Below are 23393 nucleotides of genomic sequence, written 5' to 3'. Positions count from 1 at the left end.
GATTTCGACGGTGCGGGCGGGCGGCCCGTGTAACCGGATCGGTGCGACACCGCTTCGTCAGCCCAGCAGCGCCGGGGGTTCGCCCTCGGCGATCTGCTGAGCGGTGGCATATGCGAGGTGCAGGAAATCGGCGCCTGCCAAGGCGGCCGCGGCGTCGGTCAGCACGCGCGTCATCCGCGGCGCGAAAACGTGTCCGATGGTCAAACCGGTGATCGCCCATACGTCGAAACAGAACGGGCAGCTGAGCAACTTGCCGATGCTGTGCCGGATACCGTGGGTCGCCTTCGGCTCCTCGGCCACCTCTCCGGGCCCACCGTCAGCTGCGGCCGGTCGCGTGAACGCTGCGCGTACCGGAGCCGTCACCGCGGCCTTCGTCCCCAAGCGGGACAGCTTGTGCGTGGCGAACGCGGTGACCACCAGATCACGGATGGTCATATCGCGCGGAAGCTTGCGACCTGTCGCGTTTCCGAGCAGTGCGACCGCCGCCACTACAGTCGCGTACGCAACCATCGTCGCGGCATAGCCACCCACGTGACGAGAGTTGTCGGTCACCGCGGGAATCCCGCGGGCATATCGTGAACGATCAGAAGCGCGCGTCGCATCACAGCCTCCTCTTGGCACCCTGATGAATCTCTTCCGGCCTACCCTGGCCGCGTCCCGGCAAACCGCCGGTCGGAGTCGGGGGAGGGGTCTGCGGTCCCTCCCCCGATCAGGAGAAGAGTGACGTGACTACGAGAGGTTGTTCCTGCGGCGAGCTGTCATCCCTGCGTGCCACATGGTGTGGCGGTGCGCGTGGAGCAGATGCTCGCTGGTGCTCGCAAGCGCCTGGTACAGGGGGCGACCGCCTCGCCGCGGAACCGGTTTCTCAGTGGAATGCTGGCATCACCTCCTTCTTCCGAATTCCGTCACTGTGCGGTGGCGGTTGTGCGGAGGACCGCGTTCGGTGGCAGGCCCCGCTTCGGGGTGCCACCCGTGCGTCCCGAGCGTGTCCCGGCCGGGACGGGGGCTCGAGGCGCGCCGCGGTCCCGGCGCCGGGATGGACGGGTGCGCCCGCCCGCGTAACCGGGCCCCTGCCTCGCACAGGATCGCGTCCACCTCGGCGAACAATCGTTCGAGGTCGGGATCCAGCAGCCAGGCGTCGCACTCGTCGAGTGACCGCGGACGTACAGCCGAATCGGGCATGACGACGTCTCCCGTCCCGGGTTCAGGCGTCGATCGCCTTGTGCCCGTTGCCCCGAGCGACCTCGATCTTGCGCGGCTCGGGCCGGTCTGCCAGCGGGATCGTCAGACGGAGCACGCCATCGGCGTAGTCGGCGCGGACCTGGTCGACGTCGAGGTCGTCGCCGAGGAGCAGTTGGCGGCTGAACTCGCCGCGAGGCCGCTCGGTGGCCACCATCTCGCGACCGGCGTCGAGTTCCGGCCTGCGCGCGCGAACGGTCACGACGTCGCGCTCGACATTCAGGTCGAGAGAATCCCGATCGATGCCGGGCGCGTCGATCTCGACGACGAACTGGTCGCCCTCACGCCAGGCGTCCATGGGCAGGACCGCCGGGTGGGCCGCTGTGCCGAACACCTGCTGCGTCCAACGTTCCAAATCGCGGAACGGGTCAGTGCGCATCAGCATGGTCGTCACCTCCAACTCACTCTATTCTGCATAGAACGAATCAGATAAGTTGTGTCATTGGACACAGATTTCTTATAGCACTGATTTGAGTGTCGCGCAAGTACCCAGTCGAGAAACCCGGCAGATAGCCAGTTCCCGCCGGTTGCCGCACATCCGCAGGCGCGGCTCTGCGCCATTCCCGTCGGCGTGTCCGGCGTGTGGGACCCGGAGCCGAAGCCGCCACCGTCCACCCCATGTCGGCCGAACGCGTGGCTGGCGCAACGCAGGATGTGATGCGGCGCTGCGACGGTCCTGCCTTGCGGACCTGGGGCCGACGGCCCGCGAGGAATGTGTCGCCCTCGCCCCGCCGGTCCGAGTCGATGTAACGCCCTGATGCGGATCAGCTCGCGGCTCGGTCCGGGAAGCGGAGTACGAGACCCGCGTCCCAGGCGCGGTCGATGATGTCGGCGATATCAATGTCGCGTATGCCGCCGAACGCGGGGCCGGCGAACAGTTCGTCGATGTAGCGCAGGATGTGCTCGGCCACCGTGGATTCGACCCGGCCGATCCCTCCGGCGAGTCGGGATGTGAGGTCGCGAGCGCGCATCCTGATGGTGAGGTCATCGGCGTGGACCTCGTCGGTCCGGAGGAAGAGTCCGCAGGGTTCGCGGGGAATCAACGCGAGCCGGATCAGTACGCGGGCCGCGCCGATGTATCGCAGCGTTCGACCGGGCAGGCGGACGCGCAGACGCAGCAGGATCGGCACCGCGATCGTCATATCCCAGGGTCCGCAATCGCATCGCACGGCGTGTACGGGTCCGGCTTCGGCGATCGCGGTGGCGCGCACGAGTCCGTCCAAAGCTACCGGCACCGGCCCGATCTCGATGCGCTCACCCACGATCCGCGCGACGACGTCGGCGATTCGTTCCGGAGTTGCCGCGGCACGTAACACCCTGTCGGCGAAGTCCCTGCGCGACAGAACGTTTGCCGGCGCGCTGCCAGGTGCCGTGTCGTGATGTTCGGCCATGTCGCTACCTCCGTCGTGCGCGGTGACCGGAAGACGGGTGGATACACCGCAGGTACGTGGCATCTACCCCGTCGGCGCGATCTCAATCGAGCGAGCCGCCGCACCGGCTCCGGCGGCTGACCAGCCGGTGCCCGATCGTTTGGGCATGTGCGAAGGGGGTACGGCCCGAACACATTTGCTCGCTCCGCCGACACACAGGTAGGCAAGTGGCCTGGGCGGATCACATCGGCGCGAGACGGGCCGCTACCACCGAGGAATACCGGCCGAAGTATCGAAGGGCGTGATCACGACCATGGACGACCATGTACCGACTGTCGGTGTCGAAGAGGAATTCCTGCTGACCGACCCCGAAACCGGCGCCCCCGCACCGGCCAACATCCGAGTTGCCGAAGCGGCGAAGAAGGCGGACATCGATCTGCAGTTGGAGCTGACCAGCTGTCAGGTGGAAACCAGTAGCGGGGTGCATTCCGATATCGGCGACCTGCTCACGGAATTGCGCACACTGCGTAGGACCGTCGCCGAATGCGCGGCCGCCAATGACGCTCGGCTCCTCGCTGTCGCGGTGCCCCCGACCGTGCCCGAAGGGTTCCCGGTCACCGATACACCTCGATATCGGCGGATCGCCGACAGCTTCGGCATGATCGCCCATGAACAAGGGCTGTCCGGATGCCATGTGCATGTCGGTGTGCCCGATCGCGAGACCGCGATACTGGTCGCCAATCACGTGCGTCCATGGTTGCCGGTCTTCCTCGCGTTGACCGCCAATTCGGCGATCTACCGTGGCAGCGAGACGGGATACGCGAGTTGGCGCAGCATTCTGTGGCGGCGCTGGCCCAGTGCGGGACCGCCACCGTACTTCGCCTCCGTCGAGGACTACGACGCGATCGTCGCGACAATGCTCGCCAGTGGCAGCATTCTCGACAACAAGATGGTGTACTGGGACATCCGGCCCTCGGAATCGTTTCCCACCGTCGAAGTGCGGGTCAGCGACGTACCCGCCACCGTGGAGGAAGCCGCGCTGCTCGCCGCCTTGATCAGGGCCACCGTCACCATGGGGGTGCGGGCGATCGAACAGGGTGAACCCGCCCCGCCCGTCCCTGCCGAAGTACTTCGCGCCGCCTACTGGAACGCCGCGCAGTCGGGTTTGGACGGCGACGGACTCGATCCCGTCGAAGGGCGTGTGGTTCCACACCGAGATTTGCTGGACGAACTCGTCGCGCACATCGAGCCCGCGCTGCGGGACTTCGGTGACCAAACCTTCGTCACCGAAGCGATCGCCGACCTCGGCAACCGTGGCAACGGCGCCCGACGGCAGCTCGAAGCGCTGCGTAAGCGTCATGAGATCGGCGACGTGGTCGATGAACTGGCACACGCGACCCTGGAAGGGTGCGCCTGACGGCGCTGATCGCGGATTGCCCCAGAGCCGCTAGCGCAGAACGGATTCGAACAACGGCCAGCTGTTGTGCAGGTCGTGCTGCCAGTAGCCCCAGGAATGGGTGCCGCTGGGCCGCAGATCGAAGGTGGCGGGGACGCCGAGTTCTGCGAAGCGGTCGCGCAGTGACCTGGTGCAGCGGTCGGAGATGGCTTCGAGCATGCCGCCGATGGCCAACTGGTCCGCCATCTTCGCGGGGTTGCCGTCGATTCCCGTGCTGTGCGGCTGGTCCAGCGGGCCCGCCTGCCCGTTTCCGGCGGCCACGTAGATCGTCGTGCCGCCCAGCCGATCCGCGTGCACGTAAGGATCGTTGGCCGCCCAGGCCGGATCGCCCGGCGGTCCCCACATGTTCGCCACCGTGCCGCCTTCCGCGGTGACGATCGTGGCCACCATGGCCTGTCCGGCGGGGTCGCTGGTGCGCACGCAGCCGCTGTAGGAACCGATCGCCTTGTACAAACCCGGTGCGGCCATGGCCAACTGGAACACCGAGGTGCCCGTCATCGAGACTCCGGCGATGGCGTTGGCGCCGGTGCCGCCGAAGGTGGCGTCGATGATCGGGGGAAGCTCGCGGGTGAGGAACGTGGTCCAGCGCGGACGGCCGAGGACCGGGTCGTCGGCGCGCCAGTCGGTGAAGTAGCTGCCCGCGCCGCCGACCGGGACCACCACGGTCACCTGCCGGTCGGCGAAGAATCGGTCGACGTCGGTCCGGTCGGTCCAGCCGTCGCCCGCGGTGCCGCCGTCGATGCCGTTGAGCAGATACAGCACCGGAGCCGGGCGGGACGGGTCCGGGCGTGGCAGCACGATGACCGATACCGGTGCGCCCATCGCGGGGGAGAAGACGGTCAGCTCGACGGCTCGCCCGTGTGCGGGTCGCATCGAGGGTGGCTCGGCGACCGCCGAGCTTCCGGAGCAGATCAGCATCAGCAGTGCGAAGAGCGTTGCGCGCCGGACTGTTCCGCGTGAGTCGCGGCACAGTCGAGGGAACGCCATGCGCTCGACGCTAGGTTCCGCCGCACCGGGATCGCAATGGTCGCGCGCCCGGTTTGGGAAATGCGGCAAATAGTCGACGAATCGAATTGGTAGGAAACACAGGATCACTCGAAAATCCGGCGGGGGGCCGCCCGATGTTATTGACTGCGAATTCGAGCCCTCCTACCCGGGTCCAGGAGTAGACATGCCCGGATATTCGCATCGAACAGGCGCGGTACTCGCCGCGGTCCTCATTTTCACCTGCGTGATGATCGGCGCACAGCCGGTGGTCCGCGCCGATCCATCGCGACCCGTCGCGGCGGACGGCTCGCGAATAGCGGAAACCCGGGTCGAATCCGACCGGCAATCCGAACTCGAGGTGTACTCGGCGGCGATGAACAGCGCTACGCGAATTCGGGTGCTGCGCGCGGCCGATCCGGACACACCGGCGCCGACCTTCTATCTCCTCAACGGCGCCAACGGCGGTTCGGAGGGGAATTGGCTCGACGGCACCGATCTCGTCGACTTCTTTCGCGACAAGCAGGTGAACGTCGTGATCCCGTTCGGCGGTGCGGGAAGCTACTTCACCGACTGGCGCAGCGACGACCCGGTCCTCGGCAGGCAGCGCTGGTCGACCTTCCTCACCGAAGAGCTGCCACCGCTCATCGATGCCACCTTCAACGGCACCGGGACGAACGCCATCGCGGGCATCTCGATGGCAGGCACGTCGGTGTTCCAGTTGGCCATGGCCGCACCGGGTTTGTACAAGGCGATCGGTTCCTACAGCGGTTGCGTGCGCACCAGCGACCCCGCGGGGCAGGCGGTGGTTCAGGCGGTGGTCACGCAGCAGCGTGGCACCGTCGTCAACATGTGGGGGCCGCCGACCGATCCCGCATGGCGCGCCAACGATCCGTACCTGCACGCGGACCGGCTGCGCGGCACAGCCATCTACGTTTCCACCGGTACCGGGCTGCCCGGCCCGAAAGACGACTTCGAGGGCGCGCACGGCGACCTCGCGCACCTGCTCTACCAGCTGGTATTCGGGGCACCGTTGGAGGCGGTGGCGAACCTGTGCACGCACCAGTTGCAGGATCGGTTGCGTCAGCTGGGTGTCGCCGCGACCTTCGACTTCCGGCCCAACGGCACCCACTCCTGGGGTTACTGGCATCAGGACCTGCGCAATTCGTGGCCGATGATCGAAGCGGCGATCCGATGACCCGCAAAGAGGCCGCGGTGGCGCTCGGATCGTTCGGGGCGTGCCTGATCTCGGTCTTCATGCAGATGATCGATGTGACGATCGTCAACACCGCCCTCCCGGTCGTCACCGCGGAACTGCGGGCGTCGCGGTCCGAGCAGTTGTGGGTGGTGGCCGGGTACTCGCTGGCGTTCGCCTGCGTGCTGCTCACCACCGCTCGCGTCGGTGCGATCGTCGGCCGCCGCCGGATGTTCCTGTGGTCGGCGGTGGCCTTCACGGTGGCCTCGGTGTGGTGCGGGATGTCCACCACCGCGATGGAACTGGTGCTCGCCCGGATCGTCCAAGGCGTGGCGGGCGCGGGGATGGCGGCGCAGACCATCGCCATCATCACCGCGAGTTTCCGCCGTGAGCATCATCAGTACGCCTTCGCCGCGTACGGCGCGACAGCGGGCTTTGCGGGAATGCTCGGCCCGATCCTGGGCGGCGCGCTGATCACCCTTGATCCGTTCGGGCTCGGCTGGCACGCGATCTTCCTGATGAATCTGCCGTTGGGTGTGGTGGCGATCGCGCTGGCCGCGGGCTACCTGCGATCGGGCCCGGCGAGGGATCGGGAGCCATTGGATCTGCGCGGGGCCGTGGTGGCCACCGCGGCGCTGTTCGGGCTGCTGTTCGCGCTGTCGGACAGTCAACAGGCGGGCTGGCGGGCCCTGCACGGGGTGTACATCGCGGCCGCGGTGGTGCTCGGCGCGGTGTTCGTGGCACACGAGCGCGCGACGCGCCGCCGAGGCGGCCGCGCGCTGGTGCGGCTGGACCTCTTCGCCGACCGGGGATTCGCGATCGGATCGGCACTGGTGGCGATCTTCTTCGGCCTGTTCACCGCGTTCGTGTTCACCGTCTCGATCCTGTTGCAGGACGTGCTGCGGTTCTCCGCGCTGCGTACCGGGATCGCCATGACGCCGTTCGCTCTCGGTGCGGGCGCGGGTGCGCTGCTGTCACCGATCCTGATGCGCCGCTGGGGGACTCGAGCGCTGGCCGGCGGTATCGCCGTTTTCGGCGGCTGCGTCGCGGTGGGAGTGGGATACCTGTACGTAGGAGATGGCGCCGTGAGCCTTCCGCTGGTGCTGGGTCCGACGTTTCTCGCGGGCCTCGGCGTCGGGGTCTTCGGCGTGCCGCTGCAACCGCTGATGCTGGCGGAATTGGACGAGCAGGCCATGGGCGAGGCGTCGGGCGTGCTGCCCACCATCGAGCAGATCGGCAATTCGGTCGGACTGGCGGTGCTCAGCGCGCTGTTCTTCCGCGCGCACACGCTGCCGGGCAGCATGATCATGCTCTCGGCCATCGCCGTCGCGGCTCTCGGCCTGGCCGCACTGGCTCTGGCGCTGCCGAACCGCGCGCGTGCGGCCACGAGTCCGTTCAGTTGGTCGATCGCGGGCTGACCGCGACAACTCGGCGAGACTCGCCCCCGGTGTCGGCCGCGCTCCACGCTGGGGGTCCCCGGCCGTTCGAGAACTACGGGTGTTCGGCGCCGTGGACGGATTCGGTGTGTGGCTCCTCGGGTTCCGGAGACGTTCGGTGCGGCCAGCCGCGCCGCAGCCAGGACGGAGCCCACCAGCAGGCGTCGCCGAGCAGGCGCATGGTCGCGGGCACCAGCAGCATCCGCAGGATCGTCGCGTCGATGAACAGCGCCGCGACCATGCCGTAGGCGATGTACTGCATCATGACCAGATCCGACAGCGCGAAGGCTCCCGTCACCACCAACAGGATCAGGGCGGCGGCGGTGACGATCCAGCCGGTGCGGGCGATGCCCGTGCGCACCGCCTCGGTGGTCGTCGCGCCCGCGGCCCGCGCCTCCACGATGCGGGCGAGCAGGAATACCTCGTAGTCCGTGGACAGCCCGTAGATCACGGCGACGATCAGCACCAGTACCAGCGCCATGATCGGCTGCGGGGTGAACTCCAGCAGCCGCGCGCCGTGACCCTGAACGAAGATCCAGGTCAGGATGCCGAGCGTAGAGCCGAGCCCGAGCAGATTCAGCAGCGCGGCCTTGAGCGGCAGCACCAGGGAGCCGAACGCCAGCACCATCAGCACGGTGGTGACCAGGAAGACGAGCGCGATCATCAGCGGCATCCGGCGCAGCAGCGCGTCGACGCTGTCGCGCTGAACCGCGGGCTGCCCGCCGACCAGCACCGTCGTTCCCTTCGGCACCGGCATGGAACGCAGATAGTCGATGGTCGCGTTCGCGTCGTGCGCGTCCCGCAGCACGGTCGAAGTGGTGAAGACGCTCGGATGCGCCGGTCCCTGCACCGCGCGCGGGAACGGCGCGATGAGTCCGGGGGCTCGTCCGGCCTGCGCGACCACCGCCTCGATATCGGCGGTGTTGTGGGTGATCAGTACCAGATCGACCGGATTGATCTGCCGCAGCGGAAAGACTTGATCGAAGCGCTCTTGCGCCGTGCGGGCCGGATGACGGGGCGGCAGGAAGCGCTCGGAGATGCCACCGAAGGCCACGTCGCGCACCGGGGCGATGAGCAGCACCAGGACGGCCACCACGGGAACCGCCACGGCCAGAGGTCGTTTCATCACCCATCCGGCGACGCGGCCCCACGGATTGTCCGCCTCTCGATCGCCGGCGCGGCGCGCGTGGAACCGGTTGAAACCCAACCAGTCCACGCGGGGGCCCAGCACGGCCAGCATGGCGGGCAGCAACGTGATCGAGATCAGCGCCGCCAGCGCCACCGTCACCATCGCACCGAGCGCGAACGAGCGCAGAAAGCCTTGCGGGAACAGCAGAATGGCGCCCGCGGCGACGACCACGATGGTCGCGGAGAACACCACGGTGCGTCCGGCGGTCGCGACCGTGCGCCGCACGGCCTCGGGTACCTCGCGGCCGTCGGCCAGCTCTTCGCGGAACCGGCTCACGATGAACAGACCGTAGTCGATGGCCAAGCCGAGGCCGACCATCGAGACCACCGGCGAGACGAAGGAGTTCACCTCGACGACGGTGGTCATGGCCCGAATGACCCCCCACGCCCCCAGCACGGTCAGTCCGCCGACAATGAGCGGCAGCGCGGCCGCCACGACGCCGCCGAACAGGAAGAACAGCAGCACCGCCACGGCGGGAACGGCGAACAGTTCCATGCGACGCTGATCGTGGGCCATGGTGTCGTTGAGGGCGGCCGCGACGGGTTGCCCGCCCGCCACCTCCATGTCTATGCCAGGTATCCGGAACTGGTCGGCGACTTTTCGGTAGTTGCGCATGATCTCCGTGTCGTCGCTGCCGCGAATGGCGACGGAGGCGAAGGCGTAGTCGCGGGCTTCGGAGCCGAAGATGTCCGGTAGGTGCAGCCCGGTGTCGGTGGGCCAGTAGGTGGCGTTGATCTTGTCGATCCGGTCCGGAAAGCGTTGCGGCAGGCTGTTCAAGTGACCCACGACCGTCGCGGCGAAGGCGGGGTCGTCGATCGTCTTGCCTGCCGGGGCGCGATACAGCAAGAGCACATCGGCGATGTGGTCGTGGCCGAACGCCTCGTCTTTGAGCCGGACCGCCCGCGCGGATTCCGAAGTCGGATCGTTCCAGCCGCTGACGCTGAGGTGCTCGTCCAACCCGAGGCCGTACGCACCGAGCGCGAGCAGTGCGGCGACGACGAACCCGATGACGGTGAACCGCCGCCGGACGAGCGTATCGGTCCAGTGCGTGAACTCGGCGAACAATGCCGCCTCCTAACCGGTGACATCGTATTTCGGCGAGGCCAGGAACGGTTGAAACCTAGCAATACCAAGGCATTTCACCGGCAGACGATCCGGAATTTCGAGATGCCACAACTCCGTTCGCAAGCGGATTGTGAAGTCTCCCTGAGCCCACGACGGCCGGTGTGGCGGCCGTTACGCTGGGCCGGACGCCAAGTGTGCACAGGCTGATTCGTGAATCGCCGGAAAAAGAATGGCGATCGAACTGGATCCGACCCGGAGGATGTGCATGTCGGATATTGCAATTGTCGGCATCGGCTGCAGGTTTGCGGGGGGCATCGACTCGCCCGAAACCTTTTGGGAATTCGTCCTGGACAAACGGGACGGCGTGGTCGAAATGCCGGCCGATCGCTGGGATTACCGCCGCTACTACGATCCGGAACCGCGTACGCCGGGGCGCAGCTACACCAAGCGCGCGGCGTTCATGACGATCGACCCGTGGGAATTCGACCCGGACTTCTTCGGCATCTCCCCTCGCGAGGCGACCGTGCTCGATCCGCAACAGCGGCTGATGCTCGAGGTGACCTGGGAGGCGCTCGACGACGCCGGGATCGCGCGACGCGCGGCGGGCGGCTCGATCGGCGTCTACGTCGGCGGATTCGTGGTGGACCAGTCGGTGATCGGCGTGGTCGGCCCGGCTCTGTTCCACACCGACATGCACACCCCGGCCAGCGCGTCCTACACCATGCTGTCCAACCGGATCGCCTACGCGCTCAACCTGGTCGGACCCGCGCTCACGGTCGATACCGCGTGCTCGTCGTCGCTGGTCGCGTTTCATCTCGCCTGTCAGGCGCTGGAGAACGGCGACTGCGAAGTGGCGCTCGCGGGCGGCGTCAACGTGATGCTGCAACCGGAGACCTTCGTGCTGATGTGCAAGGGCGGTTTCCTGGCCGCGGACGGCCGCTGCAAGTCCTTCGACGCCTCGGCCGACGGTTACGGGCGGGGCGAGGGCGCGGGCATGGTGGCGCTGAAGAAGCTCGACGACGCGGTCCGCGACGGCGACCGGATCTACGCGGTGGTGAAGGCGACCGGTTCGAATCAGGACGGCCGCACCACCGCGATCACCGTGCCCAGCGCCGAAGCCCAAGAGGCACTGGCGCGTTCGGTGTGCGGCCGCGCTGGCCTCGCGCCGGAGACGATCACCTACGTCGAGGCGCACGGCACCGGCACGCTGGTCGGCGATCCGGTCGAGTTGCGCGCGCTCGGCCGAGTGTTCGGCGCGCCCGCGGGGCGCACGGGCTCACTGGGCGTCGGCTCCGTGAAGTCGACACTCGGGCACACCGAGGCCGCGGCCGGTATCGCGAGCGTGATCAAGGCGGCGCTGGCGATCCGGCATCGCACCATCCCGCCGCAGGGCTGGCTGGACCAACCCAATCCGGACATCCCGTTCGACGAGTTGGGATTGCACGTCCAACTCGAGGCGGAGCCGCTGCCCGCCGACGCCGAGCCGATGACGGTCGCGGTCAACGGTTTCGGCTACGGCGGCACCAACGCCCACACCATCCTGCAGGAGTTCCGGCCGACGGCCGCTGAACCTGTCTCGCCCCCGCGGCACTTCGGCGTCCTGCCGATCTCGGCGCGCAGCACCGGCGCGGCGCGGGCGCTGGCCGGTCGATTCGGCGATCTGATCGCCGCGGGCGCCGACCCGGAACAATTGGCCGAGGCCGCCTGGACGCGCATGGCGCACCATCAGTACCGCACGGGCGTGCTCCTCGACGACACCGCCGACCTCGTCCGCGATCTGCGCTCGTTCGCCGCGGGCGAGGGCCGCGACGCCGCGCGGACGATCGTGGCGCGCACGGCCGAACCGGTGTTCGTGTTCTCCGGCATGGGTCCGCAGTGGTGGGGGATGGCACGCGAATCGCTCCGCAGCCGAGGTGTCTTCGCCGACACGGCCGAGGCGGTCGACGCCGAGTTCCGTTCGATCGCGGGCTGGTCGATCATCGAGGAGCTGCTGCGGCCCGAGCAGGAGTCCAGGGTCACCAGCACCGAGGTGGCGCAGCCGGCCAACTTCCTCGTGCAGGTGGCGCTGGCGCGGGAGCTGGCCGAGTACGGCATCCGGCCCGCGGCCGCGGTCGGGCACAGCGTGGGCGAGGTGTCGGCGGCCTACGTGAGCGGCATGCTGTCGCTGCGTGACGCGGTGCTGGTGGCCTACCACCGGGCCCGGTTGCAGGCGACGACCGCCGGATCGGGTGGCATGCTCGCGGTCGGGATGTCGCCCGAGCAGGCTCGCGAACTCGTCGGCGACGACCAGCGGGTGGATGTCGCCGCGATCAACAGTGCGAGTTCGCTGACCTTGTCCGGTGACGTCGACCGCCTCGACGAGATCGCCGAAAAGCTCACCGAAGACGGCATTTTCGCGCGCAGACTTCGCGTCGAGGTGCCGTACCACAGCCGGTTGATGGACCCCATCCTGGATGAACTGCGCGCGGCGCTGGCCGGGCTCACGCCGATAACGCCGACCGTGCCGCTGCACTCCTCGGTCACCGGCGAACAAGTTGTCGGCCCCGACTGGGACGCGGAGTACTGGTGCGCGAATGTGCGGCAGCCCGTCCGGTTCGCGGACGCGGTCGCGAAGCTGATCGGCGCGGACAGCCGGGTCTTCCTGGAGGTCGGCCCGCACCCGGTGCTCTCGGGCAACATCCGCGAAGCGCTGCTCGGCGCGGACGTCAACGGCACGACCGTGCCGACGCTGGATCGCAAGCAGCCGGATTCGGTGAGCATCCGCCGCACCCTCATCGGCCTCTACGGCGCGGGCGTGCTCGACCTGGACGAGCTGTTCCCGGCGCAGGCCACTCCGCACGTGCCGCTGCCGCGCTATCCGTGGCAACGGACCCGGCTGCACGCGGCGCTGCCGCTGTTCGAGCAGGCCCGGTTGGGCACCCCCGGCGCCTACGCCATGCTCGGTGATCCCGACGTCGAGGGCAGGCCGGACTGGCTGCTACAGGTCGGCACCGAGTTGCTGCCGTGGCTGGCCGATCATGTGGTGAACGGCGTCAAGATCATGCCGGGCGCGGCGTACCTGGATGCCGCCCTGAGCGCGACGGCCGCCCGTCTGGGCGTGGAACGCGTCGCGCTGGAACAGGTTCGGTTCGTGGCCCCGCTGATCATGGGCGCGCCGGACGTGCCGCTGGTGGCGCTCACCGTCGAGGAGGCCAGCGGCCGGTTCATGATCCGATCGCGCTCGGCGACCGGGACGGCCTGGACGGTGCACGCGTTCGGCCGCACGCTGACCGGCAGCCACAAGCCGACGAAGGTCACGGTGCCCACCCTGGACGTCGGTCTCGACATCGACCCGCGGATGTTCTACAGCGGTCTGGCCGCGGCGGGACTGCAGTACGGACCGGCCTTCCGTCGCGTCACCTCCGTGCGCGTCGGCGCGGACGTGGTGGTGGCCACCGTCGACGGCGCCATCGCCGCGGATTCCGGACATCTCGCCCACCCCGCGGTGGTCGACGCCGCGATGCAGTCGGCGGCCCTGCTGTTCGCCGACGCCAGGATCGACGAGGGCACGCTGGTGCCGGTCGGTGTCGCGGCGGTGCGGCTGGTCGCGCCGCTGCCCGAGCGGATCACCGTGGTCGCGCGCCGCGATCCCCGGGCCCGGCTGCGCGCCGAGGTGGATCTGCTGGACGACGAAGGCAGCCTCGTGATGCGGTTGAGCGGCCTGCAGATCGGTGCGCTCGCGCCGGGCCAGGATCCGCTGCACCGGATGGTCGACTTCTACTACGCCGAGACGCTCGAACCGCGCGATGCCCTCGATCCCGCCGCGCTGCCGCGGGATTCGGTGTCCACGGTGATCGTCGCGCTGGGCGGCGACTGCCGAAGGGCGGGGCAGCTGGCCGCCGCGATCCCGGGCTCCCGGCTCTACGTGGCCGGGGTGGCGAGCCGCGAACTCGCCGCCGATCTGGCCGCGACCCTGGCCGCCGCCAAGGCGGAAGGCGCCGACCGGCTGCACGTCTGCGTGGTCGCGGGTGCCGTCGAGGACGATGTCGCCGATCTGTGGACACTGGAGCGGATCGCGGTCGCTCTCGACGAGTTCGTCCACCCGGAGGCCACCGAACAGGGGCCCCAGAGCGTCTTCGGTGACGGCTGGTGCCATGCCACGCTGGTGACCGAGGGCGCGTTCGCGCTGCCGGACAGCCCGATCCCGCCGAACTCGAATCATGCCGCGCTGGCCGGTGCGCGCCGGGTGCTGCTCAACGAGCAATCGGCGCTGCGCTGGCGGCTGATCGACGTGGAACCGGGCACCGAGATCGGCGAACTGCTCGGAGAAATGGCCGTGCCCGGCGCGTTCTGGAACGACAACCTCGACGAGGTGGTGCTGCGCGCGGGCACGCGCTGGGCCCCGCTGGTGACCAAGCCGCTGCAGGCGCGCCTGGACGCCCTCGACACCGCCGAACCCATGACCGACCCGGAAGCCAACTTCGCGCTGGACTTGCCCCGGACCCGCTTGCTGTCGGCGTTGGCGTGGCGGCAGTGCCCGCGGCCCCATCCCGGACCGGGGCAGGTCGAGGTGCGGATGAAGATCATCGGCCTGAACTACAAGGATCCGCTCAAGGTCATCGGCCTGCTCGGTGAGCGCGAGTTGGCGCCCACCTATTTCGGCACCGTGCCCGGAATGGAGGGCGTCGGCGAGGTGGTGCGGGTCGGCGAGGAGATCACCGACCTCGCGGTGGGTGATCTGGTCGCGGTCGCCGCCAAGGGCATGATGCGGCGCTACGTCGTCGTCGACCGGCAACTGACCATCCCGCTGCCCGCCGACGCCGATCCCGCCTACTGCACCAGCACCATCGCCTTCGGCACGGCCGAGTACGCGCTGCTGGATCTGGCCCGGCTGGAACCGGGGGAGACGGTGCTGATCCACGGCGCCGCGGGCGGCGTCGGCACGGCCGCGATCCAGGTTGCCAAGGATCGTGGGGCACGCATCATCGGCACCGCCGGTACCGACCAGCGCCGCGCCCACGTGCTCGCCCTCGGTGCCGATCACGCGATCGACTCGCGCTCGCTCAACTTCGTCGACGACGTGCTCGAGCTGACCGGCGGCAAGGGCGTCGAGGTGGTGCTCAGCAGCGCGCCGGGTGAGATCCTGCGCCAGAACTTCAACGCCGTCGGGGAATTCGGGCGCATCGTAGAGGTCGGCAAGGCCGACATCTACACCGGCGGCCTGCTGGAGATGTCCAACTTCGACAAGAACCTGGCGTACTTCTCGATGGATCTGGACCGCCTGGTCGCCGTCGACGCGCAGCGGCTGGCTCGTTTGTTGCAGCGGGTCTACGAGAAGGTGCTCGCGGGCACCTACAAACCATTGCCCTACCGGCTGTTCGAGACCGACGAGGTGGCCAGGGCGTTCGAGGAGACCATCCGCTCGACCGGTCTGTCCCGGATCGCGCTGCGCCTGGATTCACCCGCCCCGGCGGTGCGGCCTTACCTACCGGATCTCGAGATCCGCAGCGCGGCGACCTATTTGGTCACCGGCGGATTCGGCGGGTTCGGGATGGCCATCGGGCGCTGGCTGGTGTTGCGCGGGGCGCGGCGGCTGGTACTGCTCGGCCGCGGCGGCGCGAGTACGGAGGAGGCACGCCGCCAGCTCGAGGCGTGGCGCACCGTAGGCGTCGAGGTGATCGAGGAGCGGGCCGACGTCACCGACCCGGAGGCGGTCGCCGCGATCGTCGCGCGGTCCCACGGCGCCGAGCACCCGCTGCGCGGAGTGTTCCACGCGGCGGGCGCGGTGGCCGACAATCGCCTGGACGCGATGCGATTCGAGGAATTGGACAAGGTATATCGCCCGAAGGTGCACGGTGCCCGGGTACTGCATCGAGCCGTGGCCGACGCCGGGATCGGGTTGGACATGTTCGTGCTGTGCTCCTCGGGCGGCTCGATGTACGGCATCTACGGGCAGTACAACTACTGCGCGGCCAATGTGGCGGTGGAGTCGCTGGCCGAGGAATGGTCCCGGGCCGGCGAGCGGGCGCTGTGCGTCGGCTGGGGTCACCTGTCGGGCGCGACGGGCGGCATGGCCGCCGACGAGACGGCCCTGAAGTACCTCGATCTGGTCGGCTTCGATCCGATCGACATGGCCGACGCCACCGCCTATCTCGAGCAGACACTGCGCTTGGGCGTGGCCCGCGCGGCGATCATCCCGACCGACTGGGCCAAGCTGACCGGCACCTTCCCGCAGCTGACCCGCACGGGCCGCACCACCGCGCTCGCGCAGGCCTCCGCCAAGGACACCTCCGAGCTGGCTCGGCTGCGCGCGGAGGTGGCCGCGATCGAAGAGGGCAAGCGCGGGGCCTTCGTCGCCCGCAAGATGGCCGAGGAACTCGCCGTCGTCATGGGCGTGCCGGTCGAGTCCATCGACATGACCGTTCCGGTGCCAGAACTCGGGCTGGATTCGCTGATGGCGGTGGAACTCGGCGCGCGGGTCACCAAGACCCTCGGTATCGACCTGATGTCACTGCAGATGGGCCGTTCGTTCAGCCTGGAGCAGGCCGGACCGAAGGTGGCGGAACTGATCCTGGCCGCCGATTCCGGTCAGGCGCAGCCGGTCACGGATCCGGTCGCGCCGACCGCTTCGAATGACGCTGCGGCCGAGCGCGTTCCGGCGCTGATGACGGCTGGGGCCAGGCCGTGACCGACCGCCGTCGAAACGAGGTGTCCCCGTGGTCCGTTTCGGGCTGATCGATGAATGGGAGCCGGGGCCGGGCCGGCTGGTCGGCTGGGCGGCGTCGCCGGAGTCGGTGGCGCGCGCCCGCCGGGCGCCGGTGCACCCGGCTCCGCCCTCGCACCAGCAGGAGCAGTATCTGCGGCTCGCCGATCGGCACGCCGACGCGGATTTCCGGTACTCGGGCCTGTGCCTGGTGACCGCGGAGATCCCGACCGGCGGCCTCGACCTGGCCGCGATGACGCGGGCGATCAACGCGTTCCTGTTGCGCCACGACACCTTCCGAACCTGGTTTCGGGTCGACGCCGCCGGTGCGATCGAGCGTCACCTGGTGCCCGCGGAGGACGTCGATTTCGTGCCGGTCGACTACGGCCACGTGGACGAGGCAAGGGCGATCCGCGATCACGTCCAGAAGACGACGCCGGGGCCCTTCGACTGGGACTGCTTCACCTTCGGGGCGATCGAACGCGAGGATTCGACGACGGTCTACCTGGCGGTCGATCATCTGCACACCGACGGATTCGGCCAGTACCTGTCCGGGTTCGACCTCGCGCTGCTGTATCTGCGCGAGGTGTGGGAGGACGTCGGCATGCTGCATCCCGCGGCCAGCTATCTCGACTACTGCACCGCCGAACGGGAGTACACCGGCCGGATGACGCTCGCCTCGCCCGGCGTCCAGAAGTGGCTGGAGCTCATTCGCGGGAACGACGGCGAACTGCCCTCCTTCCCATTGGATCTGGGCAGGCGGACCGATGTGTACAACCGCAGTGCGCACCGCACGGTCACGCTGTTCGACGAGCACACCGCGCTACGGTTCGAGCGGGTCTGCCGTGACAACGGCGCGGAATTCGTCGGCGGCATCTTCGCCGCGGCGGCGCTGGCCGAGCGCGAGCTCATCGACAGCGACTATTACTTCGGCATGACACCGGTCAGCACCCGCGGTTCCGCCGCCGAACGCGCGTCGGTCGGCTGGTATGTGACGTTGCTGCCGGTGGCCTTTCCGATCGCGCCGACCGCCACCTTCGCCCGGGCCGCGGCTATCGCGCAGCACGCCTACGAGAACGGCCTGCGCCTGGCTCCCACCTCGTTCCAGCGCGTGGTGGAACTGTTGCCCGCCGACTCCGATCTCGACCTGGAACCGGGCTGGTCCACGCCGATGATCTCCTACGTCGACGCCCGAGAACTGCTCGGCAACGAGGTGTTCGACCTGGCGTCGTGCGGGTTGTACGCCAATCGCGCCGCGTCCGAACAGGTGCTGATCTGGATCAACCGGCTCGCGTCGGAGACCACGCTGAGCGTCATCTACCCGGACACGCCGGTGGCGCACGGTTCCGTCGAGCGCTACGTGGCCACCCTCGAAGCGGTGTTCGCGGCGGCGGCCGAGGACACAGAGTGAGGAGGACATGTGCGCACCGCTTTTCGTGACCCGGGGATACCCGACGGAGAGAAGTCCGTCTACACCGTCAGCGTGACCGATCGGCCGCCGAAGCTCGATCTGATCAGCGTGGTATCGCACGACGGCGACGGTTACCGCTCGATGCTCGAGGTCGGCCTCGGACACGCGAGTTTCGCGATGACCATCGAGCAGCGATTCCAGCGCTCCGGAGATCGGTTGTCGGCCGAGCGCTATCGCGCCGAGACACGTTCGGGCACCACGGTCGTCAGCCGCGAGGAGGCCAACTTCGTCGGCACCACCCATCTTCAGTTCGGCGGCGGGATCGCGCCGTTTCCGGCCAATGTGATGCCGCTCGCCGGCGGCCTGACGCTGCTGCGCGGCCTGGACTTCGCCGAGGGCGCCGAAGAGTGCGTCGACCTGTGGCTCGCCTTCTCGGTGCACATCCCGCTCGGGGCGAAAGTGGAGCAGCGCACCGTCGTCGACGTACCCGCCGGTCGCATCACCAGCTGGCAGGTACGGCTGCGGCCGCGGCTCACGGGGCTGAACACGATGGTGGAAAAGGTGATCGGCGGGTTCCTGCCACCCGCGGTGGCCCACTTCGACGCGGTCGCCCCGCACCGACTGGTCCGGATGAGTTTCCCGACCGGGCCGATGCCGTGGGATCCACGCGGCCTGCTCGAACTGGTCGCTTAGCACCGCTGGATTCCGTCAGGCCGCGGACGTGCGTTCCCGGATGCGGGCGACGGTGGCCGGGATGATGCGGCGGCGCGGTGACCACCAGTTGGCCGGGCCCATCAGCTGGACCAGCGCGGGCACCAAGAGCATGCGCACGAGGGTGGCGTCCACGACGAGTGCGATGATCATGCCCAGACCGAGGAAGCGCATCGGGGTCAGCGGGGAGAGGGTGAACGCCCCGGTGACGATCACCAGCAAGGTTGCCGCGGCGGTGATCACGCGCGCGGTCTTGATGGTGCCCGCGCGCACCGACGCCGCGGTGTCGGCGCCCGCGTCGTGCGCTTCGACCATGCGGGAGAGCAGGAACACCTCGTAGTCGGTGGACAGGCCGAAGACGACCGCGATGATCAGCACGAGCATGCCCGCGGTGATCGGGCCGGTGCTCACGCCGAGTACGCCGGACAGATGCCCGCCGCAAAAGATCCAGGTGAGCACGCCGAAGGTCGCGGCGAGGCTCAGGAAGGCGAGGGCGACGGCTTTGAGCGGCAGGACGACCGAGCGGAACGCGGTCGACAGCAGCACCAACGTCGCGCCGACCATTACGAGGATCATCCACGGCATCCCGGCGACGATGGACCGCACGCTGTCCACGGTGGCCGCGGTGTCGCCGCCGACCCACAGTGCGGTGCCGTCCGGCGGCGTCAGGGCACGGATGCCGCGCACCGAGGCGCTCGCCGCTTCGGTGCGGTCGGTATCGCGCAGGAACGCGTGGAAGACGACGAAATCCTCGGCGCGACCCACCTGGACGACCTGCCGCACACCGTCGACCTTGCCCAGTGCCGCCGCGACGGCATCAACCGCGGCCGCCTGCGGCGGCCCGTTCGTGCCGTGCAGCACGGCGGTGGCTCCGCTGCCCGCCGCGGGAAACTGCGCGGTGAGCTCTTCGATGGTGACGCGCATGGCGTTGTCCGGGGGCAACGCGTGGTGGTCGATGTCGCCCAGCCGCAGCCCGGCCAACGGCGCCGCGAAGACCAGCAGGACGGCGCCGACGACCACGGTCACCAGCCCCGGCCGCCGCAGCACGCGGTCGACCAGGCCGCCCCAGAACCGGTCGGTGCGATCGATCGCGCGCGCGGTGCCGATGCGCGCGCCGAACAGGGCGAGCAGGGCGGGCAGCACGGTGAGCGAGAGTCCGGCGGCCAGGGCGACCGCGGTGATCGCGCCGATGCCGAGCGAGCGCAGCACCGCCTGCGGGAAGACGAACGTACCCGCGAACGCGCAAACCAGCAGCAGTGCCGAGAACGCGATGGTGCGTCCCGCGGTCGAGTAGGTGCGGGTGATCGCGGCGCGCACGTCGTGCCCCTCGGCGACCTCCTCGCGGAATCGGGTGACCAGGAACAGCCCGTAGTCGATGGCCATCCCGAGGCCGAGCAGGGAGGCGATGTTCACCGCGAACGTGCTCACCTCGGTGAGTTCGGCGAGCACGCGGATGGCGCCCAGCGCGCCGAGCACGGTCAGGCCGCCGACCACGACCGGGAAGGACGCGGCGACCAGACCGCCGAACACCAGCACCAGGATGAGCAGCGTCAGCGGAAGCGAGAGCGCTTCCGCCCGGACCAGATCGTGCTGGGACTGCGCGTTGATCTCCGTGGAGACCGCGCTGTAGCCGGACAGATCGGCCGGAACACCCGGAACGCGAAGCAGCGGTTCGATGTCGGGATACACGGCGACACGCTGGTTGGCGTCACCGGCGAGATAGACCACGGCGAGCGCGTGCCGTCCGTCCGCCGCGCGCAGGAACTGCTTTCGCGCGAACCCAGCGTTCCAATAGGTTTCGATCGGCCGTTGCAGCATCGCCGGATCGATCCGCGCCAGCGCCTCCTGCACCAAGGGGCCGATGTCGTCGAGCGTCTGTCCCTCCGGAGCGGTGTAGCGCACGACCACGTCGGGATTCTGCGGTCCGAAGTGCTCGCTCACGAGTTGATCCACGTGCGCGGACTCGCTGCCGGGATCGATGAACCCGGCAGCGGTGACCTTGTCCGACGCTCCGATGCCCAGGAGGCCGGACAGCAGCATCACCCCGGTCACGACGGCGAGCACCATCCGTGGCCGGGCGAGGACGACCCGGGCGATGGCGGTCATGCCACGGCCGCATCGTGCGGCGCGAGCTCGGCCTCGAGCCGCGCGGTGATCTTGTCCAGCAGCGCCTCCAGCCGGGGCTCGATGCCCGCGCCGTTGCGGCAGGAGACGGTCAGCTCCAGCTTCCCGCGCGATTCGACCATGGCGAACAGCAGCGGCATCGCGCCGCTGTGCTGCGGCAGCAACCGCATGGAGGTCGGTGTCCAGCCGGGCACGGCCATCTCGTCGAGATCGCAGGCGCCCATATAGGAAACGGTGGCCGACACCATGTTCCGGTTCAGCCGTGCCCCCAGCCAGTTGCTCCCGCGCAGCACCGTGCGAATGACGGCGTCCGGGAACTTCGACAGCTTGCCGTTGTCCAATTCGTTCAGTTCGCGTTTCTCCCGCAGACCGACCCGCATCCGCTCCCTGACCGCCTCCCAGTCTTCGCCTGGCGCCACGTCGAGAAACAGGGGCAGCGCCAGGTTCGCGGTGGACCGCAAGCCGGGATCGTGCCTGCGCAGATCGACCGGAATCATGAAGCGCGACTTCGTCTCCGACTCTTCGGCCAGGATCGCCGCCACGCGCGCGACGATGCCCCTGCCGGTCGCCTCGATCGTGCGGTGGCGCAGCAGCCAGCGCGGGGCCGCCGGATCCTGGCGGCCGCGTCCGGACGGCGCCTGGAATGTGGGCAGCACCAAAGTCGGTCTGCCCGCAGCGCCGACCCGCGCGACGAGTTCGGCGTCCGCGACCGGGGCGGGAGCGCCGAGCGGACGCTGTCCCCGCAGGGCGCGGAATACGTCGTCCACCCACATGCGCATGCCCATGCCGTCCATCACGCCGTGGAAGGCGCGGAACAGCACGGTGGTTTGCGCACCCGTGAGCAGCAGCACCTCGGTGGTGCGGTCCGGCGTGGGACCGATCGGGCTGTCGAGCACCGCGTCGTGCTCCAGTGCGTCGTAGTTCAGCGACCATCCAGGCACTACGCGCACGGTGGCGGCCAGACCGCTGTCTACCCAGTCGCGGCCGTCGCGGACGAGGCGGGTGCCGGGAGCGGCCGCCGAGGCCACGTCGACGGCGGCCTGCACGGCGGCCGGATCAAGGCTGCCCTCGCCGTGGACGGCGATGTGCATCACGAACGGCGGAGTGACCTGTCGCGTGGAGAAATAGAGGCGTTCGGTGGGGGTGATCTTCCTGCGGAAGACGGGGGCGTTGCTCATGCTGGTCTCCGGTAACGGGGAAGTGCTCAGCGCAGATCGCGGGTGAGTTCGACCGCTCCGCCCTGGCCTTCCAGCCAGGTGAGGAAGGCGGTCAGCCCGCTGTCGCGGTCCACGACCGGCCGGTAGCCGAAATCGCGTGCGGCGGCGCTGGTGTCGTAGGTGGCGCTGCGGGTTAGCAGAGCGACGGCGTAGCGCGAGAGCGGAGGCGACCAGCGTGTCGCGACGGCGGGGATGCGCCAGATCGTCTCGATGACGCGCACCGCCGCGTCGATCACCTTGGGGTTGGGTTTCCTGGTCGGCGGCTGGTATCCGAGCCGGGCGGCCACCTGGCCGAGAAAACCCCAGACGTCGGTCTTCTCGGCGTCGGCGATGAAATACGCTTTGCCGCCCACCGTGTCCGAGGCGGCTGCTCGAACACAGGCCTCGACGATGTTGTCGACGTGGCACAGCGAGGCGTACACGGTGCGGCCGAACGACAGATCCGGCAACGTTCCCGCGCCGGCCCGCCCGAGCATCCGCACGATGGGACCGGACCGGTCGCCCGCACCCCAGATCGCGCGCGGGCGCAGCGCGCAGGTGCGGAATCCCTCGGTGTCGGCGGCCAGCACCGCCCGCTCGGCCGCGGCTTTGGTCTCCGAGTACAGGTTCAGGTAGCGCCGCGGATACGGCACCGACTCGTCGACGTCGATCTGGTCGCCGCCGTAGTAGTCCATCAGCGCACTCGGGCTGGAGATGAACACGAACCGCGCGGCCCCGCCGCGCCGGGCCGCCTCCAGCAACCGCTCGGTGGCCCGGACGTTCTCGTTCCAGAACTGCTCCCGGGTGCCGCGCTCGTCCACCCGTGCCGCGCTGTGGAACACGATGTCGACGCCGCGGGTCGCTCGCTCGAGCGACGCCGGATCGGTCAGGTCGCCGTAGACCAGCTGGATCTTGTCGAGGTCGGCGCTCAGGTCGGACAGATCGCTGGTGCGGCGCACCAGGATGGATACATGGTGCTCGCCGTCGCGCACCAGCCTGCGCACCAGCGCTCCGCCCAGAAAACCGGACGCGCCGGTCACCAGAACTTTGCTCATTGCCTTTTCTCCTTGCCGGGCTGGGTCCGCCACCAGGTCAGGCCGAAGATCTGCGTCAATATCGCCGTACGGAGGCGGCCGCTGCCGGATCCCTCGGCGGCGCGCAAGGCCACCGGGATCTGGGCCGCGTGCACGACGACGCTGAGGAACGCGTCGATCCACCAGACGGTGCGCAGGATCCGGCTGTCGGGGGCACGGCCGGTGGTCGCGGCGAGCGCGCCGCCCGCCAGATACAGCCATCCCAGGACGGGAACCGCCCGCAGTGCGGTTGTTTTCATGA

15 protein-coding genes are annotated in these 23393 nt (G+C 69.0%); 6 read left to right on the top strand and 9 right to left on the bottom strand.

Features of this window, described 5'->3' with window-relative positions; genetic code table 11:
- Positions 1 to 57: 57 nt before the first annotated feature.
- From AB0L97_RS18970 to AB0L97_RS18960, 3 genes are all read right to left on the bottom strand, one after another.
- Positions 58 to 552 carry a DUF1360 domain-containing protein gene (locus tag AB0L97_RS18970; protein ID WP_364431094.1) on the bottom strand — a complete coding sequence of 165 codons (495 nt, stop codon included), beginning with the start codon at positions 550 to 552 and terminating at the stop codon, positions 58 to 60.
- Positions 553 to 1204: 652 nt separating this feature from the next.
- Positions 1205 to 1624: an Hsp20 family protein gene (locus AB0L97_RS18965; RefSeq protein ID WP_356961911.1), complete on the bottom strand. Its 420-nt coding sequence runs from the start codon at positions 1622 to 1624 to the stop codon at positions 1205 to 1207.
- 379 nt (positions 1625 to 2003) lie between these two features.
- Positions 2004 to 2630 (bottom strand): hypothetical protein, encoded by a 627-nt coding sequence (locus AB0L97_RS18960; protein ID WP_364431090.1) that lies wholly within the window; start codon positions 2628 to 2630, stop codon positions 2004 to 2006.
- 292 nt (positions 2631 to 2922) lie between these two features.
- Between AB0L97_RS18960 and AB0L97_RS18955 the strand changes: the two genes are divergently transcribed.
- The gene (locus tag AB0L97_RS18955) at positions 2923 to 4026 is read left to right on the top strand and encodes a glutamate--cysteine ligase (protein ID WP_364431346.1); all 1104 of its coding nucleotides are present in this window, start codon (positions 2923 to 2925) and stop codon (positions 4024 to 4026) included.
- A 30-nt stretch (positions 4027 to 4056) separates the two neighbouring features.
- On the opposite strand, the gene AB0L97_RS18950 is transcribed toward AB0L97_RS18955, so the two are convergent.
- Entirely contained in the window at positions 4057 to 5052 is a 996-nt protein-coding gene (locus AB0L97_RS18950) for an alpha/beta hydrolase family protein (RefSeq protein ID WP_364431087.1), read from the bottom strand.
- A gap of 184 nt (positions 5053 to 5236) precedes the next feature.
- On the opposite strand from AB0L97_RS18950, the gene AB0L97_RS18945 reads away from it, so the two are divergent.
- The gene (locus AB0L97_RS18945; protein ID WP_364431084.1) at positions 5237 to 6247 is read left to right on the top strand and encodes an alpha/beta hydrolase family protein; all 1011 of its coding nucleotides are present in this window, start codon (positions 5237 to 5239) and stop codon (positions 6245 to 6247) included.
- A complete protein-coding gene (locus tag AB0L97_RS18940; RefSeq protein WP_364431081.1) occupies positions 6217 to 7662 on the top strand; it encodes an MFS transporter in 1446 nt (481 codons plus the stop codon). The genes AB0L97_RS18945 and AB0L97_RS18940 overlap by 31 nt, the downstream gene beginning before the upstream one ends.
- Before the next feature lie 73 nt (positions 7663 to 7735).
- On the opposite strand, the gene AB0L97_RS18935 is transcribed toward AB0L97_RS18940, so the two are convergent.
- Entirely contained in the window at positions 7736 to 9934 is a 2199-nt protein-coding gene (locus tag AB0L97_RS18935) for an MMPL family transporter (RefSeq protein ID WP_364431078.1), read from the bottom strand.
- 265 nt (positions 9935 to 10199) lie between these two features.
- Here AB0L97_RS18935 and AB0L97_RS18930 point away from each other — a divergent pair, with 265 nt between their 5' ends.
- Genes AB0L97_RS18930 through AB0L97_RS18920 form a run of 3 tightly spaced genes read left to right on the top strand, consistent with a single transcriptional unit; the run spans position 10200 to position 18720 of the window.
- Entirely contained in the window at positions 10200 to 16601 is a 6402-nt protein-coding gene (locus AB0L97_RS18930; RefSeq protein WP_364431075.1) for a type I polyketide synthase, read from the top strand.
- 28 nt (positions 16602 to 16629) lie between these two features.
- Positions 16630 to 18027, top strand: a complete 1398-nt coding sequence (locus AB0L97_RS18925; protein WP_364431072.1) for a condensation domain-containing protein — start codon at positions 16630 to 16632, stop codon at positions 18025 to 18027.
- Positions 18028 to 18036: 9 nt separating this feature from the next.
- Positions 18037 to 18720 carry a hypothetical protein gene (locus tag AB0L97_RS18920; protein WP_364431069.1) on the top strand — a complete coding sequence of 228 codons (684 nt, stop codon included), beginning with the start codon at positions 18037 to 18039 and terminating at the stop codon, positions 18718 to 18720.
- A gap of 15 nt (positions 18721 to 18735) precedes the next feature.
- Here the strand turns inward: AB0L97_RS18920 and AB0L97_RS18915 are convergent, their stop codons facing one another.
- Genes AB0L97_RS18915 through AB0L97_RS18900 form a run of 4 tightly spaced genes read right to left on the bottom strand, consistent with a single transcriptional unit; the run spans position 18736 to position 23391 of the window.
- Entirely contained in the window at positions 18736 to 20844 is a 2109-nt protein-coding gene (locus AB0L97_RS18915) for an MMPL family transporter (protein WP_355070957.1), read from the bottom strand.
- On the bottom strand, positions 20841 to 22040 hold the full coding sequence (locus AB0L97_RS18910; RefSeq protein WP_364431065.1) for a peptide synthetase: 1200 nt from the start codon (positions 22038 to 22040) through the stop codon (positions 20841 to 20843). Before AB0L97_RS18910 ends, AB0L97_RS18915 begins: the two co-directional genes overlap by 4 nt.
- Positions 22041 to 22066: 26 nt before the next feature.
- Positions 22067 to 23113: an NAD-dependent epimerase/dehydratase family protein gene (locus tag AB0L97_RS18905; RefSeq protein ID WP_364431062.1), complete on the bottom strand. Its 1047-nt coding sequence runs from the start codon at positions 23111 to 23113 to the stop codon at positions 22067 to 22069.
- On the bottom strand, positions 23110 to 23391 hold the full coding sequence (locus AB0L97_RS18900; RefSeq protein ID WP_356961926.1) for a hypothetical protein: 282 nt from the start codon (positions 23389 to 23391) through the stop codon (positions 23110 to 23112). The genes AB0L97_RS18905 and AB0L97_RS18900 overlap by 4 nt, the downstream gene beginning before the upstream one ends.
- Between the last annotated feature and the right edge of the window lie 2 nt (positions 23392 to 23393).

This window comes from Nocardia sp. NPDC051911 (assembly GCF_040681035.1).
Taxonomy (GTDB): domain Bacteria; phylum Actinomycetota; class Actinomycetes; order Mycobacteriales; family Mycobacteriaceae; genus Nocardia; species Nocardia sichangensis.
Note: the sequence above shows the minus strand (reverse complement) of the source record. Positions and strands in the feature narration are given on the sequence as shown.

Bases quoted from the DNA above. Each gene is read 5' to 3' on its own strand.
- AB0L97_RS18965 (WP_356961911.1), bottom strand. From the start codon at position 1,624: ATGCTGATGCGCACTGACCCGTTCCGCGATTTGGAACGTTGGACGCAG.
- AB0L97_RS18960 (WP_364431090.1), bottom strand. From the start codon at position 2,630: ATGGCCGAACATCACGACACGGCACCTGGCAGCGCGCCGGCAAACGTT.
- AB0L97_RS18955 (WP_364431346.1), top strand. From the start codon at position 2,923: ATGGACGACCATGTACCGACTGTCGGTGTCGAAGAGGAATTCCTGCTG.
- AB0L97_RS18950 (WP_364431087.1), bottom strand. From the start codon at position 5,052: ATGGCGTTCCCTCGACTGTGCCGCGACTCACGCGGAACAGTCCGGCGC.
- AB0L97_RS18945 (WP_364431084.1), top strand. From the start codon at position 5,237: ATGCCCGGATATTCGCATCGAACAGGCGCGGTACTCGCCGCGGTCCTC.
- AB0L97_RS18930 (WP_364431075.1), top strand. From the start codon at position 10,200: ATGTCGGATATTGCAATTGTCGGCATCGGCTGCAGGTTTGCGGGGGGC.
- AB0L97_RS18915 (WP_355070957.1), bottom strand. From the start codon at position 20,844: ATGACCGCCATCGCCCGGGTCGTCCTCGCCCGGCCACGGATGGTGCTC.
- AB0L97_RS18910 (WP_364431065.1), bottom strand. From the start codon at position 22,040: ATGAGCAACGCCCCCGTCTTCCGCAGGAAGATCACCCCCACCGAACGC.
- AB0L97_RS18905 (WP_364431062.1), bottom strand. From the start codon at position 23,113: ATGAGCAAAGTTCTGGTGACCGGCGCGTCCGGTTTTCTGGGCGGAGCG.
- AB0L97_RS18900 (WP_356961926.1), bottom strand. From the start codon at position 23,391: ATGAAAACAACCGCACTGCGGGCGGTTCCCGTCCTGGGATGGCTGTAT.